At 73.8% G+C, this 17,446-nt stretch carries 19 protein-coding genes; 12 read left to right on the top strand and 7 right to left on the bottom strand.

Annotation, left to right across the window (positions count from 1 at the left end; translation table 11 throughout):
* Position 1 precedes the first annotated feature (1 nt).
* The 3 genes from BM414_RS22550 to BM414_RS22540 are packed head-to-tail and all read left to right on the top strand — an operon-like array spanning position 2 to position 3,422.
* Positions 2-817: an SDR family oxidoreductase gene (locus tag BM414_RS22550; RefSeq protein ID WP_093583193.1), complete on the top strand. Its 816-nt coding sequence runs from the start codon at positions 2-4 to the stop codon at positions 815-817.
* The gene (nhaA, locus tag BM414_RS22545) at positions 814-2,769 is read left to right on the top strand and encodes a Na+/H+ antiporter NhaA (protein ID WP_093583191.1); all 1,956 of its coding nucleotides are present in this window, start codon (positions 814-816) and stop codon (positions 2,767-2,769) included. Before BM414_RS22550 ends, nhaA begins: the two co-directional genes overlap by 4 nt.
* Positions 2,766-3,422, top strand: coding sequence for an SDR family NAD(P)-dependent oxidoreductase (locus BM414_RS22540; RefSeq protein ID WP_093583189.1), 657 nt, complete (start codon positions 2,766-2,768; stop codon positions 3,420-3,422). Before nhaA ends, BM414_RS22540 begins: the two co-directional genes overlap by 4 nt.
* A gap of 69 nt (positions 3,423-3,491) precedes the next feature.
* Here BM414_RS22540 and BM414_RS22535 read toward each other — a convergent pair whose 3' ends face one another.
* Positions 3,492-4,019: a hypothetical protein gene (locus tag BM414_RS22535; protein ID WP_093583187.1), complete on the bottom strand. Its 528-nt coding sequence runs from the start codon at positions 4,017-4,019 to the stop codon at positions 3,492-3,494.
* A 210-nt stretch (positions 4,020-4,229) separates the two neighbouring features.
* On the opposite strand from BM414_RS22535, the gene BM414_RS22530 reads away from it, so the two are divergent.
* Positions 4,230-4,511, top strand: a complete 282-nt coding sequence (locus BM414_RS22530) for a DUF1905 domain-containing protein (protein ID WP_093583186.1) — start codon at positions 4,230-4,232, stop codon at positions 4,509-4,511.
* Positions 4,508-4,906, top strand: a complete 399-nt coding sequence (locus tag BM414_RS22525; protein ID WP_093583184.1) for a DUF1761 domain-containing protein — start codon at positions 4,508-4,510, stop codon at positions 4,904-4,906. Before BM414_RS22530 ends, BM414_RS22525 begins: the two co-directional genes overlap by 4 nt.
* Before the next feature lie 42 nt (positions 4,907-4,948).
* Here BM414_RS22525 and BM414_RS22520 read toward each other — a convergent pair whose 3' ends face one another.
* The gene (locus BM414_RS22520) at positions 4,949-5,923 is read right to left on the bottom strand and encodes a helix-turn-helix domain-containing protein (RefSeq protein WP_093583182.1); all 975 of its coding nucleotides are present in this window, start codon (positions 5,921-5,923) and stop codon (positions 4,949-4,951) included.
* Between the two features lie 248 nt (positions 5,924-6,171).
* On the opposite strand from BM414_RS22520, the gene BM414_RS31890 reads away from it, so the two are divergent.
* The 5 genes from BM414_RS31890 (at position 6,172) to dhaM (ending at position 10,946) form a co-directional block, all read left to right on the top strand.
* Complete coding sequence (locus BM414_RS31890) at positions 6,172-7,320, top strand: esterase/lipase family protein (protein WP_425432369.1); 1,149 nt, start codon at positions 6,172-6,174, stop codon at positions 7,318-7,320.
* Positions 7,205-8,566 (top strand): PRC-barrel domain-containing protein, encoded by a 1,362-nt coding sequence (locus BM414_RS22510; RefSeq protein ID WP_425432368.1) that lies wholly within the window; start codon positions 7,205-7,207, stop codon positions 8,564-8,566. The genes BM414_RS31890 and BM414_RS22510 overlap by 116 nt, the downstream gene beginning before the upstream one ends.
* Positions 8,567-8,908: 342 nt before the next feature.
* Entirely contained in the window at positions 8,909-9,904 is a 996-nt protein-coding gene (dhaK, locus tag BM414_RS22505; RefSeq protein WP_093583178.1) for a dihydroxyacetone kinase subunit DhaK, read from the top strand.
* Positions 9,901-10,539: a dihydroxyacetone kinase subunit DhaL gene (gene dhaL, locus BM414_RS22500; protein ID WP_245784913.1), complete on the top strand. Its 639-nt coding sequence runs from the start codon at positions 9,901-9,903 to the stop codon at positions 10,537-10,539. Before dhaK ends, dhaL begins: the two co-directional genes overlap by 4 nt.
* Positions 10,536-10,946: a dihydroxyacetone kinase phosphoryl donor subunit DhaM gene (gene dhaM / locus BM414_RS22495; RefSeq protein ID WP_093583176.1), complete on the top strand. Its 411-nt coding sequence runs from the start codon at positions 10,536-10,538 to the stop codon at positions 10,944-10,946. The genes dhaL and dhaM overlap by 4 nt, the downstream gene beginning before the upstream one ends.
* A gap of 265 nt (positions 10,947-11,211) precedes the next feature.
* Here dhaM and BM414_RS22490 read toward each other — a convergent pair whose 3' ends face one another.
* Positions 11,212-12,591: a hypothetical protein gene (locus tag BM414_RS22490; protein ID WP_093583174.1), complete on the bottom strand. Its 1,380-nt coding sequence runs from the start codon at positions 12,589-12,591 to the stop codon at positions 11,212-11,214.
* Positions 12,588-13,226, bottom strand: coding sequence for a hypothetical protein (locus tag BM414_RS28650; RefSeq protein WP_139245987.1), 639 nt, complete (start codon positions 13,224-13,226; stop codon positions 12,588-12,590). The genes BM414_RS22490 and BM414_RS28650 overlap by 4 nt, the downstream gene beginning before the upstream one ends.
* Positions 13,227-13,457: 231 nt before the next feature.
* On the opposite strand from BM414_RS28650, the gene BM414_RS22485 reads away from it, so the two are divergent.
* Positions 13,458-13,778: a hypothetical protein gene (locus BM414_RS22485; RefSeq protein WP_093583172.1), complete on the top strand. Its 321-nt coding sequence runs from the start codon at positions 13,458-13,460 to the stop codon at positions 13,776-13,778.
* A 12-nt stretch (positions 13,779-13,790) separates the two neighbouring features.
* Here the strand turns inward: BM414_RS22485 and BM414_RS22480 are convergent, their stop codons facing one another.
* Complete coding sequence (locus BM414_RS22480) at positions 13,791-14,096, bottom strand: hypothetical protein (RefSeq protein WP_139245986.1); 306 nt, start codon at positions 14,094-14,096, stop codon at positions 13,791-13,793.
* A 147-nt stretch (positions 14,097-14,243) separates the two neighbouring features.
* Between BM414_RS22480 and BM414_RS22475 the strand changes: the two genes are divergently transcribed.
* A complete protein-coding gene (locus tag BM414_RS22475; RefSeq protein WP_093583169.1) occupies positions 14,244-15,338 on the top strand; it encodes a winged helix DNA-binding domain-containing protein in 1,095 nt (364 codons plus the stop codon).
* An 8-nt stretch (positions 15,339-15,346) separates the two neighbouring features.
* Here BM414_RS22475 and BM414_RS22470 read toward each other — a convergent pair whose 3' ends face one another.
* Positions 15,347-16,213, bottom strand: a complete 867-nt coding sequence (locus BM414_RS22470) for an SRPBCC family protein (protein WP_093583167.1) — start codon at positions 16,211-16,213, stop codon at positions 15,347-15,349.
* Between the two features lie 73 nt (positions 16,214-16,286).
* Entirely contained in the window at positions 16,287-17,390 is a 1,104-nt protein-coding gene (locus BM414_RS22465) for a fatty acid desaturase family protein (protein ID WP_245784912.1), read from the bottom strand.
* Positions 17,391-17,446 lie beyond the last annotated feature (56 nt).

Below are 17,446 nucleotides of genomic sequence, written 5' to 3'. Positions count from 1 at the left end.
CGTGTCCCCACCTCCCTCCTGGCCGGCCCGGAACGCGCTCGACGGCAGGGTGGCCGTCGTCACCGGCGCGAGCAGCGGCATCGGCGCCGCCACGGCGCGGTCGCTTGTCGCCGCCGGCTGCTGCGTCGCGCTGCTGGGCCGCCGCGGCGACCGCCTGCAGGCCGTCGCCGACGGCACCGCCGACCCCGACCGCACGCTCGTCGTCGCCGCCGACGTCTCCGACGGGCTCGACCTCGCCGACGCCCTCGACGCCCTGCACGACCGGTTCGGCCCCGCCGACCTCGTGGTGGCCGGCGCGGGCGTGCTCACCGGCGCGCCGTTCGAGGACGGCGTGCCCGCCGAGTGGATCGAGATGATCGACGTCAACCTCGGCGGCATCCTGCGCACCGCGCAGACCTTCGCCCGCGACCTGCTGGCCACCGCCGAGACCGGCCGCGCCGCCGACCTGTTCCTCATCGGCGCGCTCGCCGGCCAGGTGCGCTTCCCCGGCTACGCCGTCTACTCGGCGGTGGAGGCGGCCGTCGCCCAGCTAGCCCGGGCACTGCGCGCCGAGTACGGCCGCCGCGGCGTGCGGGTGCACGTCGTAGCGCCCGGCCTCACCGACACCGACCTCGGCTCGGAGATCAGCCACGACGGCACCGCGCGCGGCTGGGCCGAGCACCGCGACGCCGTCGTCCCGATGGACCCCGACGACGTCGCGCGGACCGTGCTGTTCGGCGCCGGCCTGCCGCCGGGGGTCAACCTCGCCGAGCTGCTCGTGCTGCCGACCCGCCAGGACCCCCACCTGCCCACGCGGCGCGGGACGGGGGTCCGGTGAGGGGCACCCCGCGCGCCGAGGAGGCGCGGCCCTCGGCGCTGGGCCGCGTGATCCGGCTGGCCGACTCCGACGCCGCCGCGGCCGGCGTGCTGCTGGCCGCCACGCTGGTCGCGCTGGTGTGGGCCAACGTGCCGGGCTCGACCTACGAGTCGACCTGGCACACGCCCTTCGCCGTCCGCCTGGGCGACGCCGTCCTCGAGATGGACCTGCGGCACTGGGTCAACGACGCGCTGATGGCGGTGTTCTTCTGCCTGATCAGCCTGGAGGTCAAGCGGGACCTGGTGCTCGGCGAGTTCCGCGACACCCGGCGCATCCGCATCCCGGTGGTGGCCGCGCTGGCCGGGCTGGTCGTGCCCGCGCTGGTGTTCCTCGCGGTGACCGGGCTCAGCGACCAGCCGGGCGAGGCGCGGGCGGCATGGGGCGTGGTCATCTCCACCGACACCGCCTTCGTGCTGGGCCTGCTGGCGGTGGTGGGCCGGGCGGTGCCGGTGAACCTGCGCGCGTTCGTGCTGGCGCTGTCGGTGGTCGACGACGTCGGCGCGCTGGCCGTGATCGCCGTCGCCTACACCGACGACCTGACGCTGCTGCCGCTGGCGGTCGCCGTCGTCGGGCTGGTCGCCGTCCTCGCGCTGCGCCGCATGCGGGTCTGGCGCGGCTGGGCCTACCTGCTGCTGGCGCTGCCCGTCTGGCTGGGCGTGCTGGCCTCCGGCGTGCACCCGACGGTGGCCGGCGTCGCCGTCGGCCTGCTGCTGCCGGTCCACCCGCCCAGCGCCGACGAGGTCGACGCCGCCGAGGCCGCGGCCCGGGCCTACGGGCGCACGCCGACGTCGAGCGGGGCGCACCGGGCGGTGCTGAGCCTGACCCGGTCGGTGTCGGTCAACGAGCGCGGGCAGCGGCTGTTCCGGCCGTGGGTCAACCTGGCCGTCGTCCCGGTGTTCGCGCTGGCCAACGCCGGCGTCGTGCTCAGCGGGGAGACGCTGGCCGCGGCGGCGACGTCCGGGCTGACCTGGGCGATCGTCGCCGGGCTCGTCGTCGGCAAGGTCGTCGGCGTGACCACCGCGTCGATGGCCGCCGTCCGCCTCGGCGTCGGCCGGCTGCCGTCGGGGCTGTTCGCGCGGCACGTGCTCGCTGCCGGTGTGCTCACCGGCATCGGGTTCACCATCTCGCTGTTCATCATCGACCTCGCCCTCGACGACCCCCTCCTGGCCGCCGAGGCGCGCATCGGCGTGCTCGCCGCCTCGGTGCTCGCCGCGCTGCTGGCGCTGGCCGCGGTCGCCGTCGTCCGGGCGGTCGACCGGTCGCGGCTGCCCGGCCTGCAGCGGCTGTCCCGGCCGGTGCGCGCCGACCGCGACCACGTGCGCGGCCGGGTGGGCGCGCCGATGGAGCTGGTCGTCTACGCCTCGTTCGTCTTCACCAGCGCCGGGCGCACCGCCGAGGTGGTCGACGAGCTGCGGCAGGTCCTCGGCGACGACCTGGTCTTCGTCTTCCGCCACCTGCTCACCGACGACCCGACGTCGGCGCGCGCCGCCGAGGCGGCCGAGGCCGCGCACGCGCAGGCGCGGTTCTGGCCGATGCACGACGCGCTGGCCGCCCGCGCCGGCCGGCTCGACGACCGGGCGATCCGGCGCTGCGCCGTCGACGCCGGGCTGAACCTCGCCCGGGTCGACGACGCGGTGGCCTCCGGCGCGCACGCCGGGCGCGTCCGGGAGGACGACGACGACGCCCGTGCGATGGCCCTCGACGAGCCGCCGCGCTTCTTCGTCAACGGCCAGCTCTACGACGGGCCGCTCGACGCGGGCGCGATGCGCACGGCGCTGGAGCAGACGGCCGGACGGTCGAGGACGAGGCCCGCGGTCCGCGCCGCGGTCCCGGCCGACGCACCGGCCGAGGACGTGCTGCCGGTGCGTGGGCCGGTCGTCCGCGAGCCGGTCGACCGGGAGCCGGTGGCGTGACCGGACCGGACGGGATGCGGCCGGACGGGATGCAGCCGGTGGAGGGGCGGCGGGGCGTGGTGATCGGACTGCCGCTGCTCGCCGACGCGGTGGTGGCCGAGCTGACCGCGGCCGGGGCGGTGGTCGAGCAGGTCGGCTCGGCGCGGGAGCTGGTCGGGGCCCCCGACGGCGTCCGCGAGCGGTTGGGCAGCGTCGACCTGGTCGTGGCCGTGCTCGGCGGCGTCGGCGGCGGGCCGTTCGGGCTGTCGCCGGCGGAGCGGTGGGCGGAGATCATCGAGCAGGGCGCCGGGGACGCGGTGCTGGCGGCGCGGGCGTTCCTCGACGACCTGCTGACCGCGGCGGCCAACGACTCCGCGGCTGACCTCGTGCTGGTCGGGTCGGCGGCGGCCTCGGAACTGGTGCCGGCGTTCGCGGTGCACGCCGCCACGGCGGCCGGTGCCGCGCAGCTCGCCCGCACGCTGCGGCTGGAGCTGGGCGGCACGCTGGTGCGGGTGCGGCACGTCGCCGTCGGCTGGGTCTCCCCGCGGGCCGCGGCCGACGGCGGGGACGCGCTGACCCCGGAGGACGTCGCGCGGACGGTGCTGTTCACCCTGACGCTGCCACCCACCACGAACGTCGCCGAGGTCTCGCTGCTGACCACCCGGACCGGCTGACCGTGTGCGCCGGCGCCGCGTTCCGGAGGCCCGAATGCGGCGTCGGCGCACACGCTGGATCAGCGGCAGTCAGTCGGTCTCGGTGATGACCATGTTCATGCCGTTGTCCGGGTGGTAGCTCCAGCTGTAGTCCAGCCCGTCCTGCTCGGCGTCCTGCACGCCCATCATCGCGGTCGTCCGCTCGACCTGGGCCTTGATGGACTGAGGGGTCTGCAGCTCTCGCATGACGCAGATGAGGCCGGCAGTGCTGCCGTACTCGCTACGGGTGTCGATCACGATCGTCGCGCCGCCGTCGCTGAGCGAGACGGAGTCGCCGGTGTCCTGGATCTGGCAATCGTCGTAAACGGCCTCCAGTCGGGACTCGCTGGCGGCCGAAGGCGCGCTGGGCGCTCGGGCGACGGCCTGTTCCGCCTCAGGAGTGGACGCGGTGACGCGGCCGACCGTGAAGCCGACCGCACCGGAGATGACGACGGCTGCGACGACACCGCCGATGACAGGCCCGAGGGAAAGCCGCTGCCTCTGCTTCGTGACTGCCTGCGGCGCCTCGCCGGCGGGCGACTGCTGGGTCTCGACGGCCTGGTGTGCGATCTGGGTCATGGCTCAGTCCCCCTGTGGGTCTTCGGACAGCGGGACGGTAATGAGCCGAAGCCGTCTCGCCGCCCTCATCGCCCCGACACCCGACAGAGCGGTCGCTCCCGTCGCACGCGTGCCTGCAGTCCCAGTCGCAGCGGCTGGACGATCCCCGGGATCGACGAGTTCCGTCGTCGCTGCGGGTCCACCTCTCGACGGCGACCCGAGGAGGCAGAAGTGGACGAGCGGTTCAGGGCGACCCTGGAGAAGAGCCCGGCACCCGGCGGCTGGACGTACGTGGTGTGGCCGGACTCCGTGCGCGTGTTCGGCACCCGCGGGCTGGTGAAGGTGGCCGGCACCATCGACGGCGAGCCGTTCCGCAGCTCCTTCATGGCGCTGGGCGACGGCAGGCACAAGCTGCCGGTGGCCGCGGGGATCCGCCGCTCCATCGGCGAGCTGGCCGGCGACGAGGTCGAGGTGCACCTGCTGGAGCGGTCTGGCGCCGGGACGCCGTCGTGAGTGCCGTGTCCCCGCCGCGGGTGGCTGCCGCGGCCGGCGCGGCGTTCACGGCCAGCTCGGCCTGGTACGCGGCGTTCGGGAGCCGGCTGGCCCGTCTCGACGACGCCTACGCCGGGCCGTCCCCGTCGCCGGCCGTGGTCGCCCCGGTGGAACTGGTGCGCAGCGGCGTGGTCGCCACCGCGGTGTCCGTCCTCGCCGACCGGCTCCCGGCCCGGGGTCCGCGCGGGGCGCTGGCGCTCGGCGCCGGGCTCTGGGCGGCCTTCCCCGCCGTGCTCCTGACCGGGTCCGTGGTGCACGAGAAGGTCCCGTGGCAGCAGGCGGCGATCCACGCCGGCGACTGGCTGGTGAAGTTGCTGCTGGTGAGCGCCGTCGTCACGGGGCGCCGCGCGGCCTGAGCGTGTGCGCTGACGCCGCGTTGCCGGAGCCCGGGTGCGACGTCAGCGCACACGCTCGGCGCCGGCCGCGGAGCGGACCTGCTCCCGCCACCCGGTCGGGCTGGTCCCGTACTCGGCCCGGAACCGGCGGGCGAAGTAGGAGGCGTCGGGGAAGCCCCAGTGCCGCGCCACCGCGGCGACCGGCCGGCCGCCGTCCCGCGCGAGCTCGGCGCGGGCCCCCGCCAGCCGCCGGGTGATGACCTCCTGCTCGAGGCTGCCCCCGGCCGCGGCGAACAGCCGGTACAGCTGGCGGACCGAGACCGCGTGGGCCCGGGCGATCCGCTCCGCGTCGAGGTCCGGCTCGGTCAGGTGCTGGGCGACGTAGGCCCGCACGCGCGTCAGCAGCGTCTCGCCGAGCACGCCGACGGCCGTCCGCCCGGGGCCGACGGCGGAGGCCAGCAGCGCCCGGGCCAGGTCGACGGTGGCGGCAGCGACCGCGTGCGCCTGTGGTTCGCCCACCAGCCGCTCGGCGTCCCGGGTCAGGGCGGCGACGTGCGCGCGGACCAGGTCGTGCAGCGGGCTGGCGTGCAGTCCGGGCGCCGCGCGGCGCACCGTGTCGGCCGGCAGGCCGAGGCGGGCGGCGGGGATGCGCAGCGTCCCGCACACCCCGCGGCCGGACCACCGGTACTCGTAGGGCGCCGAGACGTCGGTGGTGGTCAGTTGGCCACCGGTGACGAGCCGCCGGGCGTCGAACTGCTCCTGCCGGGCGGTGCCCACCTCCTGCACGGTGAGGGACACGACCGGTTCGGTGTCCGCGCGGGCGTGCCGGGCGGTCCGCAGCAGTGCGACGTCACCGGTGAGGTCCAGCCGCATCACCGAGATCCCGCCGACGTCCCAACCGTCCAGCCGCACCCGCGCCGGGGCGGTGGGGTCCCGGAAGCGGATCCGCGAGGACATCGTCGCCTCGAGCAGGTCGGCCACCCGCCCGGGTCGCCGGTCGGCGGCGTCCAGCGCGGCGGTGTCGACGACGGTGACCACGGCGCCTCCAGGTCGGGTGGGCCGGCGTCGGTGCCTGGCGGGGAGGGCGGCATCCCCCGGGCGATCCTGGCGGCCACGGCCCGCGCCGGGAACCCCTGCGTCGGCGGATCCGCACACGGGACGGCGGGGTCGGCAGCGAGGGTCCGGTGCCGGGCACGCAGGGCACGGTCGGGACCGGTGTGCGCCCCTAGCGTTCCCGGCGTCCGCGGCCCGCCCCGGAGCCGCGCCGCCCCGACCGGAGGCCCGCCGTGACCACCCCCGCCCCCGTCCCCGTCGTCTTCGTGCACGGCCTGTGGCTGCACGCCTCGAGCTGGAGGCCCTGGACCGAGCTCTTCGCCGTCCGCGGCTACGCGCCGGTCGCACCGGGCTGGCCCGGCGAGCCGCCCACCGTGGCCGAGGCCCGGGAGCACCCGGAGGCAGTCGCCGGGGTCGGCATCCGCGACGTCACGGACTCCTACGCGGAGGTCATCGCCGGCCTGCCCGCGGCGCCGGTCGTCGTCGGCCACTCTTTCGGCGGGCTGGTCGCGCAGCAGCTGCACGGGATGGGCCTGACCCGCGCCTGTGTGGCGCTGTCACCGGCGCAGTTCCGCGGCAACCTCGTGCTCCGCCGGGGCAACTGCGCACGGCCTGGCCGGTGCTGTCCCGGCCCGGCCTGCGGAACGGCACGTGGGCGCACACGCCGGACAGCTTCGCCCGCGGCTTCGCCAGCGCCGTCCCGCGCGAGGAGTCCGACCGGCTGTACGACGCGTACGCCATCCCCTCCCCCGCCCGGCCGCTGTTCCAGGCCGGGCTGGCCGCGGTCACGCCGCGCAGCGAGGCCGCCGTCGCCACCCGCCGGGAGCGGGGGCCGGTGCTGCTCGTGGCCGCCGGCCGCGACCGGACCGTGCCCGCCGCGTCGGTCCGTGCCGCCGCCCGCATCCAGCGACGGCACGGCACCGGCGTCACCGAGCTGGTCACCTTCCCCGACCGCGGCCACTCCCTCGGGGCCGACGCGGGGTGGGAGGAGGTGGCCGCGACGGCCCTCGACTTCCTCGCCCGCCACGGCGCCGGCGTCCCGGCCCCGAGCACCGCAGCCGCAGCCGCAGCCGCAGCCGCAGCCGCAGCCGAGGGTGTGCGCTGACGCCGCGTCCCGGCCGCCCGCAAGCGGCGTCAGCGCACACGCTCGTCCTCGACCTGGGATTTCCTCGGGTTCGCCGGGGACGCCCTGGGTAGGGGCGCGGAGACGGCAGCGGCCGGGCCAACCGGGTCCGGCCCCGGAGGTGTGGGGAGACGACCATGGCACTGCCCGATCGGGACTCGGTGCGGGACTGGGTGGGCAAGACGGTGGTCGACCGGCACGGTGCGGACATCGGCACGATCACGCACCTGCTCGCGGACGAGGACACCGGCGCGCCTGAGTGGCTCTACGCCGACATGGCCGGCACGACCGTGGTGGTCCCGCTGTTCGACGCCACCGAGGCGGGCGACCGGGTGCAGGTGGTCGTCGACCGCGGCCTGGTCGACGGCGCCCCGCGCTACGGCGAGAGCCGCGAGCTGACCACCGACCAGGAGGCGGCGCTCTACCGGCACTACGGCATCGAGACCTCCACCGAGGCCTCCGACAGCCTGCTGCCGGCGCCCGACGCCGAGGTGCCCGCGACGACGACCGTGGCCACGCCCGGCGGCGTGTCCGCGCCCCCGCCGGTCGCCACGCCCGCGCCGGTCACCGAGGAGGTCGAGGAGCTCCCGCCCCCGCCGCCGGTGGCGCAGCCCGGTGACCGCGACTTCGGCCGCGCCGAGCAGACCGGCAGCGGGCGGCCGACCGCCGGGATCGCCGGTGCGGTGGCCGCGGTGCTGGCGCTGGGTGGCGTGGTCTTCTCCGTGCTGCGCCGGCGGCAACAGCCGAAGGTGCGGGTGTCCCGCGGGGCACGCCGCACGGGACGCAAGGCCACGAAGGCGACCCGCGCGGCACGACGCACGGGACGCGCCAAGGCCGTGAAGGCGTCCCGCGTCGCGCGCCTCACCGGACGCCGCGCCGCCCGGCAGGCGCAGGCCGTCCCGACGACCGGGCGCGCGCGGGTGGAGCACCTGGTGGCCGCGGCCGCCCCGGTGGTGGCCAACGCCGCGCAATCGGTGCGCGAGGCGGCCCTCACCAGCGCCTCGGCAGCCGCACCGGCGGTGTCGAAGACCGCGCAGTCGGTCCGCGAGGCGGCGCTCAGCGGCGCGTCGGCAGCTGGTCCCGCGGTGGCCGACGTGGCCCACCGGCTCGGCGAGGCCACCCGCTCGGGTGCCTCCGCGGCCGGGCCGCTCCTCGCGAGCACCGGGCACGCGCTGCAGACCGGCGCCAACGTCGGTGCCGACCTCACCCGGCAGGTCGTCGACGTCGGCAGCGAGCTGGCCGCCGCCGCGCTGTCCCGGGTGGCCGAGGCGGGCGCCGAGCTCGGCTCGACCGGCCTGCGCGCGGCGATGAAGGTCGGCGGCGCCATCGAGTCGGTGCCCGAGGAGGTCGCCGAGGCCGGTCACCGGATCAAGAAGACCGGCAAGCGGGCCGCCCGGCTCACCTCGCTCGGTCTCGGCGCGGGCGCCGGCTACGTCGTCGGCGCCCGCTACGGCGACTACGGGCAGATCCAGCAGGCCGCCACGCGCCTCACCGGCAAGGGCTGACCGCAGGCGTCCGACGGGAGCCGGCCGGGCACGCCCTGCGTGCCCGGCCGGTGACCGTCGGTCCCGCCCCGCTCGGCCGCCCGACCACGACGCCGACGCGCACCGGGACCCGGCGGCTGCAAGGCCTTCGGCCGGAACGTCAGCGGTCTCGCCCAAGACCTCGGAGCCGGGTTCGGCGACGCGGCGTCCGGTGCGGCCCGCGCCTTCCCCGGGGCTTTCCCGGCGCCCGTCGTGCACGCGGAGCAGCGAGGACTCCGCGACCGACCTCCTCGTTGTGCTGCCGATCACACGGCCCTAGCCTCCGGGACGGTCCCGCTCGTCCCCCGAGGTCAGGTGCACACGATGAAGAAGCTCATCAACGACCCCGCCGACGTCGTCTCCGACGCCCTGCGCGGGATGGCCCTGGCGCATCCGGAGCTCCGGGTCGACCACGAGAACCGGGTGGTGTTCCGCGGCGACGCGCCTGTCCGCGGCAAGGTCGGCATCGTCTCCGGCGGCGGCTCGGGGCACGAGCCCATGCACGGCGGCTTCGTCGGCCGCGGCATGCTCGACGCCGCCTGCGCCGGCGAGGTGTTCACCTCCCCGGTGCCCGACCAGATGCAGGCGGCGACCGCGGGCGTCGACGGCGGCGCCGGCGTTCTGCACATCGTCAAGAACTACACCGGCGACGTCATGAACTTCGAGATGGCCGCCGAGCTGGTCGCCGCCGAGAGCGGCACCGAGGTGGCCACCGTGGTCGTCGACGACGACGTCGCGGTCACCGACAGCCTCTACACCGCCGGCCGCCGCGGCGTAGGCACCACGGTGCTGCTGGAGAAGATCGTCGGCGCGGCCGCCGAGGAGGGCCGCCCGCTCGCCGAGGTCGCCGACCTGGCCAAGCGGGTCGACGACGCCGGCCGCAGCATGGGCATGGCGCTCACCTCGTGCACGGTGCCCGCCGCCGGGACGCCGACCTTCGAGCTCGCCGACGACGAGATGGAGATCGGCATCGGCATCCACGGCGAGCCGGGCCGGCGGCGGGTGAAGGTGGCACCGGCCCGCGAGGTGGCCGAGATGCTGCTCGAGCCGATCCTCTCCGACCGCGACTTCACCGACGGCGTCATCTGCTTCGTCAACGGCATGGGCGGCACCCCGCTGATCGAGCTCTACGTCGTCCACGCCGAGGTGGCGGCGATCCTGGAGCGGTCGGGCATCGGCATCGCCCGGTCCCTCGTCGGGCCGTACATGACCAGCCTGGAGATGGCCGGCTGCTCGGTCACCCTCCTGCAGGCCGACGACGAGCTGCTGCGGCTGTGGGACGCGCCCGTCGTCACCCCCGGCCTGCGGTGGGGGGCGTGAGCGTGGCGGTCGGTGTGGACGACCTGACCGCCTGGCTGCGCCGGTTCGCCGAGGTGGTGCACGAGCGCCGCGACGAGCTCACCGCGCTCGACGCCGCCATCGGCGACGCCGACCACGGCTCGAACATGGACCGCGGGATGGCCGCCGTCGTCGCCGTGCTGGACGACGCGCCGCCCACCGACGCCGCGGGGTTGCTGAAGAAGACCGGCGCCACCCTGGTGAGCAAGGTCGGCGGCGCCAGCGGCCCGCTCTACGGCACCCTCTTCCTGCGGATGGCCGGCGCCGCGGGGGACGGCGACCTCGACGACGCCGCGGTGGCCCGGGCGCTGCGGGCCGGGCTCGAGGGCGTGCTCGCGCGCGGCAAGGCCGAGGCCGGCGACAAGACGATGGTCGACGCGCTCGGCCCGGCCTGCGACGCCCTCGACGCCGGCGTGGGTGCCGGGAAGCCGCTGGCCGACGCGCTGGCCGCGGCTGCGGAGGCTGCGGCGCAGGGCCGCGACGCGACCGTGCCGCTGGTCGCCCGCAAGGGCCGGGCCAGCTACCTCGGCGAGCGCAGCGCCGGGCACATGGACCCGGGCGCGACGTCGGTGACGATGCTGGTCGAGGCGGCCGCGGCCACAATGGGGCGGTCGTGACCGTCGGCATCGTCGTCGTCTCGCACAGCCGCGCGCTGGCCGACGCCGCGGTGGAGCTGGCCCGGCAGATGCTGCCCGGCCGGGAGCTCGCCGTCGCCGTCGCCGCGGGCACCGAGGACGGCGGGCTGGGCACCGACGCCGCCGCGGTGGCCGACGCGATCGGGCAGGCCGACTCCGGCGAGGGCGTCGTGGTGCTCATGGACCTCGGTAGCGCGGTGCTGTCCGCCGAGACGGCCCTGGAGTTCCTCGACGACGACGTCCGGTCGCGGGTGACGCTGTCGGCGGCGCCGCTGGTGGAGGGGCTGGTCGGCGCGGTCGTGGTGGCCGCGTCGGGGGCGTCGCGGCAGTCCGTGGCCGCCGAGGCTGACCGCGGGCTGGCGCCGAAGCAGGCGCACCTGTCGTCCTGAGCGCGGACATCGACCGTAGGAACCTCTCAACGCTGGTGCTCGTCGCCAGTCGGTGCTCCTCTCCTGAACCGTTATGCACCCGGTGGCGTCCTGAGGTTAAAGCCTCAGCAACAAATGCTGACCGCTGTCCTGTTGACCACGACAGGCTCCGTGCACGGCAGATCGGCGCGGCCCCGTCCGCCCAGCTGGCGAGGAGGGGCGGCGCCGACGCTGGGTAGGCTGAGGGACCGGCGGGGGCAACGGAAGAGCCGCGTCGATCCAAGGCCTATTGAGCAATCCGCTCCTCGAGCCAAGTCAACTCTCTACGCTGCAACGCAACATCCGCGAGATCAATGTCCTTCGCATGAGCATCTGGCCGCTCATTGAGCAGAGAAAACGCTCCTAGAAGCCGCTTTTTGTCTTGAAAGAAGCGCTCGAAATGCAGCCATTCCCGACCGATGATCGCACTCAGTTCAAGCCAGTACAGCTTCGACATGAGAGCATCAGGGGCAAGTCCGGCGCACTCCTCTCGCCGCCGCTCGACCAAGGCGGAGGTAACTGCAGTCACCCAGTCCCGACCAGTCGGTAGGGACATCTTCAAGACAAGGCGGACAAACTCCCTGGCCTTACGCTCGAGGATATTACGTCGCCGACTTATCGACGCGAGCTCCTCCGCCCATTCACTTTCGTCCAATTCGAGCGTTCGACGGCTCGCGGTGACCTCTCCAGCCTCGTCTACGCCCGGATGCTCCGCTTGACTTTGCAGCAGTTCGAGACCCCGCCGGACCATCACGCTGTCCACCAAGATGTTTCCCGCCCGCTGCCGGACCAAGCCGTAGTTGACCAGCGGCCGGGCCTGGCGCGCATTCACGAGCTCGCCGCCGGCGACACGCAGTAGTAGATCGAACATGGGTTGATCGACCCGTTTGAGGTTCTGAAGCGCTACGCGACTGATCTCTGCACCTTCGGTCTCGGCGAATTCGTTGCAAAGTTGCGACACAAGCCGTGCATCGACTTCGGCCGGCCTGCCCTCAACCTCGATGTGACGATGCACGTATGATCCCGCCATACGGATCCAATACGGCAGATACGCCGACGCCTGAGCCAGCGCTTCTCGGGCGTCTCGGGTAAAGGCGAGGCCGCAACGCTTGCCTAGAGCGTTGATCATTGCGTCCGCCGCCTGCTCGGCGAAGGGACTTAGGTAGTCCTCGGGCACAAAGTGCAACACCGAGTTCTCCACACCGTCGATCTCCGCGATTCTGAAACTTTGGCTACTTACCCCACTTACGAGCACGCTCAGCGTTAGGTCGTGGCGCTTGGACTCCTGGACTAGGGCGCGAAACTCCCTCCAGAACTCATTGAATTCCTCCCGCCAGTGCGTACTGATGGGAGAGTCGGGCGTTATGTAATCCACTTCATCGAAGACGATGAGGAGAGGCGCCTTTGCAGTTGGCGAACTCCACAACGCATCAAACGTGGTCATAATATCGTTGTCGCTGCGACCTAGCGTCTGACTGATGTGCGCATACCCTTGTTGACTCGCCAGGCGCGCCAGCCTGGCAACCGCCTTCAGTGCGGTGGATGCGTTCATCTCATTAAAGCCTCGCAAAGAGCAGTCAATCATGGCCACCTTTGGCGCCCCAGCGACACTGGCAAGGTCGATCACCCTATTAAGCATCGAGGTCTTGCCGACCTTGCGCAGGCCAAAAGAGCCGCAATCCTACCGGCCTGCAACTGTCTTAATAGCTCGTTAGCTTGTTCCCGACGACCAAAGAAGTCCGAGTCATCACTTACTGGCCCCGTCACTTGAAAGCTGTCCGTAGCGAAAAGCTCACGGGCAAGGCGTTGACGGACAACCGCCGCTGGCGGCATCGCGCCAGCTCCCGGCCGGTAGATCGGCAAGACCGTCAGGCCCGCTTCCCTGCCCCACGATCGAAGGTTTGCATCCCCTTCCGGATCTGCATGAACGATGATAGTTAAGGCAGGTTGAAGGCGGGGCTGTTCGGCATGGATAGCATCCTGGCAGACAGTGATAGTGCGCGCGTGCAACGCGGAGTAATTAGCGATAAGCACAAAAACCTCGCGCTCGACGACGAGCGAACCTCGAATTGTCTTCGTCGGCTTAGCGTACATTCCCACATAGCTGCCGTTGTACGCCTTGAAGCGGCGGTAGCTTGTAATCTCGAATAGGCCGTCAAGGGCGATAGAGACCTCGGCAGCTAGGGTGTCCTGGCTGACGAGACTGCGAATGTCGTCCTTGACGTTGGCTAGCTTCTTCGGAGTTGGTGCGCCAGAGGTCACAGCCAGGACTGTAGGACTGGGGACCGGGTACGAGCGATAGGGACCACACTCGGCGGTAGCGAGTCTCGCCCTCTGGCAATCGGTCCGATGCGGTCATCGCCCGGACCTCCGGGGCAAGCGTCGCCTTCGATGTTCCAACTCTCCGAGCCACACAACCTTTACGCGAGTGACGGGTGGGAAGGCTGTTGCTTGGGTGTTCGACGACGTTTCAAGTCCGCCGATGAGTCGGGCATGCGCGCCAGCCACGTCGTCACTGCCCTCGCCGCCTTCACCGCCGGCCTGACCGCCGCGTCCGCGCTGCACCGCCGCGCCGGCCGTGCGGTCCCCGCTGCCGCCGTCGAGACCGCTCCCCAGCAGGTCCCGACGGCCGTCGAGCACGACGCCGTCGTCCTCGCCTTCCCGCGCCCGGCACTGGCTGCCGAGACGGTCGAGCAGCCCGCCGCCAAGCCGGCCCGCTGCGGCGACAACGGCGGCGTGACGAAGGCCGGAACGCCCTGCGGCGCCCGGGCCACCAGCGGCGGCCGCTGCCACCACCACCCGCTGGCGGCCTGAGCCCGCGGCGGCTCAGCGCCGCTGCACCGCGTTGTCGATGACGTTGACGTAGAACTCCTTGCCGATGTCCCGGTAGCAGAGGTAGGCATCGCCGTTCTTGTTGAACGCGGCGAAGGCGCCTGACGCGTTCGCCGCCGCCTCGTCCTCCGTCAGGTCGGGGTCCGCGTCCTGGAGGACCTCGGCGAGCTCTCCGACGGTGACGTCGTCGAATGCTGGTGAGCAGACGCCGGGCCTCGGCGCGGCCGCGGCGGGGCCGGCGAGACCGACGGCGACGAACACGCCGGCGGTGACGGCGGCACAACGGATGGACGTGCGCATGAGGACCTCCGTGGTGTCCGACCGGACCGACACCGACTGGTGTGATCCAGGTCACTCTTCCTGCGGCGCCGGACGGTACGGCACAGGTGACGTGGTCGGAGCGGACGCTGTCGTCCCCCTGCGGTACACAAGCGTCCGTGGGCAGGGGTGCCGGAGCCGTCGTCCTGGACCGGCGCGCTCGACCGCGCCACGCTCGCCCGGCAGCTGCTGCTGCGGCGCGACCCGCGCGACCCCCTCGCCGCGGTCGGGTACCTGGCCGGACTGCAGGCGCAGGAGCCCCAGGAGCCGCACGTCGGGCTGTGGTCACGGCTGGCCGCGTTCCGCCCCGGCGAGCTCGACGGCCTGCTGGAGTCCCGCCGCGTCGTCCGCACGCAGCTCATGCGCCGGACGATGCACCTGGTCACCGCCGAGGACTGCCTGCGGCTGCGGCCGGTGCACCAGGCGATGCTGGTCGCCCGCGCCACCGGAACGCTCGGGCGGCGGCTGCCCGGGGTGGACCTCGCCGAGCTCGCCGCCGCGGCCGAGCCGCTGTTCGCCGCGGAGCCGCGGACGCTGCCCGACGTCGGGCGAACGCTCGGCGACCGCTGGCCGGAGGCCGCCGCCCGCGACCTCGGCGACGCCCTGTCCAGCCTCCTGCCGCTGGTGCAGACGACGCCGCGCGGGTTGTGGCGGCAGCAAGCGCCGGCCCGCAACACCACGGTGCGCGCCTGGCTGGGCCGCGACCTCGCCGACGGGCCGCACGAGGAGGTCCTCGACGACCTGGTGCTGCGCTACCTGCGCGCGTACGGGCCCGCCGCGAGCGCCGATCTGCGCGCCTGGTGCGGTCTCAGCGGCCTGCCCGCGGTGGTCGCCCGGCTGCGGCCGCAGCTGCGGTCCTTCCGCGACGAGCGCGGTCGCGAGCTGCTCGACGTCCCCGACGCCCCGCTCCCCGACCGCGACGAGCCCGCGCCGGTGCGCTTCCTCCCCGCCTTCGACAACGCCGTCCTCGGCTACGACGACCGGTCGCGGATCGTCGACGACGGGCACCGGGGGCTCAGCGTCACCGGTGCCCGGCTGGTGCTGGTCGACGGCTCCGTGGCCGCCACCTGGACGGGCCGCGACCGCGACGGCGGTGGGGTCGCGGTGACCGTGCAGCCGCTGCGGCAGCTCACCCCGGCCGAGCGCGGCGAGATCGGGACCGAGGCCGCCGACCTCGCCGCGTTCCTCGGGGACGGCGTCCCCGGGTCGGTCGGAGGGGTCTGACCGCCGGACTAGCGCTGGCTGCCGCCGCCGATCATCGGGTCGTCGCCGTCCCGGCGGGTGCCCCGCTCGACGCCCTCGGTCGAGGAGTCCGCGGTGTAGCCCTCGGGGTCGGACGCCTCGACCAGCACGTCGTCGCGCACGATCGTGTCCGCCGGGGGCTGGTCGACGACGGTGACCTCCTGCGGCTGGACGACCCCCTCCGCCGTCTCCGTGCCGGGCTGCGGGCGAACCGGCGTCTCCGTCCCGGTCTCCTGCCGCGTGCCGCCCGACGAGCCCGACGTCGCCGCGGCGACGCCGGCGACGGCCGCTCCGGCCACCGCCGCCACCCCGGCCGCGACGGCCTTGCCGGACAGGCCGGCCTTGCCGCTGTCCCCCTCCGAGCGGTAGGCGGTCTGCGCCGTGGGGGTCCCGACGTCGACCCCCTCGTTGATCGAGCCGCGCCAGGAGCCGCTGGCGTACCCCTGGCTCTCGACCAGCGCCTTGAACCGCTCGAGGTCGGACCGGACCTGCCGGTCGACGATCCCGAGCTTGTCGCCCACCTTCTCCACGACGCCCTCGGGCTCGTACTCCAGCTCGAGGTACACGATCGTCGAGTCGGCTCCGGCCGGCTGGAAGCGGACCGCTCCGGCGTTGGTCGCACCGCTCGTCGCGGCCCAGGCGACCTTCCGGTCGGGCTCCTGCTCGAGGACGGCGGCCTCCCACTCCCGACGGACGCCCGCTATCTCGGCCACCCAGTGCAGGCGCCGGTCGTCGAGTTGCCGGACCTCCTTCACACCGCCCATGAAGTGCGGGAAGTCCTCGAACTGGGTCCACTGGTCGTACGCCGTGCGGACCGGTACGTCGACCTGGATCGACTTCTCCACCTTGGTGGTCATCGCCATCCTCCTCCGTCGCGGGACGCTTCCGAGGGAGGGTGTGACCGGTGCCACTCCGCGGCAAACGCGGAGGTCAGTTGCGTGAGCTCTGCACCAGCGGGCAGGTGAAGGGGTCCCGCTCCCCCAACCCGACGCGGTTGAGGTACCGGACCACGATGCGGTACGAGCCGACCAGGCTGGTCTGGGTGTAGTTCACACCGACCTCCCGGCAGAAGGCCCGCACGATCGGCTGGGCGCGCCGCAGGTTGGGCCGCGGCATGCTCGGGAAGAGGTGGTGCTCGATCTGGTAGTTCAGGCCGCCCATCGCCAGGTCGGTCAGCGGGCCGCCGTCGATGTTGCGGGAGACGAGCACCTGCCGGCGGAGGAAGTCCACGCGGGCGCCCTCCGGCACGATCGGCATCCCCTTGTGGTTCGGCGCGAACGAGCCACCGAGCAGCACCCCGAAGAGGCCGAGCTGGACGGCGAGGAACGCGGCCGCCTTGCCGGGCGGGAGCACCAGCAGCAGGACGGCGACGTAGCCGGCGAGCCGGCCGACGACCAGCACGAGCTCGACCCGCCGGAACTTGAGGTCCCGCCGCGCCGCCAGCACCTGCAGGCTGGCGACGTGGAGGCTCAGGCCCTCCAGCAGCAGCAGGGGGAAGAACGCCCAGCCCTGGCGGGCGGCGAACCAGGCACCGAAGCCGGTCCGGGCCTGCGCGACGGCCGGGGTGAAGGCGACCACGCCGGGTGCGATGTCGGGGTCGCGGCCCTCCTGGTTGGGGGCGCTGTGGTGCCGGTTGTGCTTGTGTCCCCACCAGCCGGCGCTGAGCCCGGCGAAGGCCCCGGCCATGATGCGCGCCGCCCAGTCGTTCCAGCGTGCCGAGGCGAAGACCTGCCGGTGCGCCGCGTCGTGGCCGAGGAAACCGAACTGCGCCATGACGACGGCGAGGGCGGCCGCGACCAGCAGTTGCAGCCAGGAGTCGCCGAGCAGGCCGAAGGCGACCCACACGCCGGCGAAGGCGCCGGTCATGAGCAGCATCTGCGTCCAGTACCAGGCGTACCGGCGGCGGAGGAGGCCGGCGTCCTGCACGCGGCGGGACAGCTCGGAGTACGTGGTCGTCTGGCGCGCCGTCCGGGGACGGCGGACCGCTTCCCTGCCGGCGGCGGGGAGCGACGGGTCGATCGAGGTGGAGGTCACACGGCGCCTTCGTCGGACGGGACGGGATCACCGCCGGGTCCGGGGCAGTACCGCAA

The sequence above is a fragment of the Geodermatophilus amargosae genome (genome assembly GCF_900116515.1).
Lineage (GTDB): Bacteria > Actinomycetota > Actinomycetes > Mycobacteriales > Geodermatophilaceae > Geodermatophilus > Geodermatophilus amargosae.
This window is presented reverse-complemented; position numbering and strand designations above follow the sequence as displayed.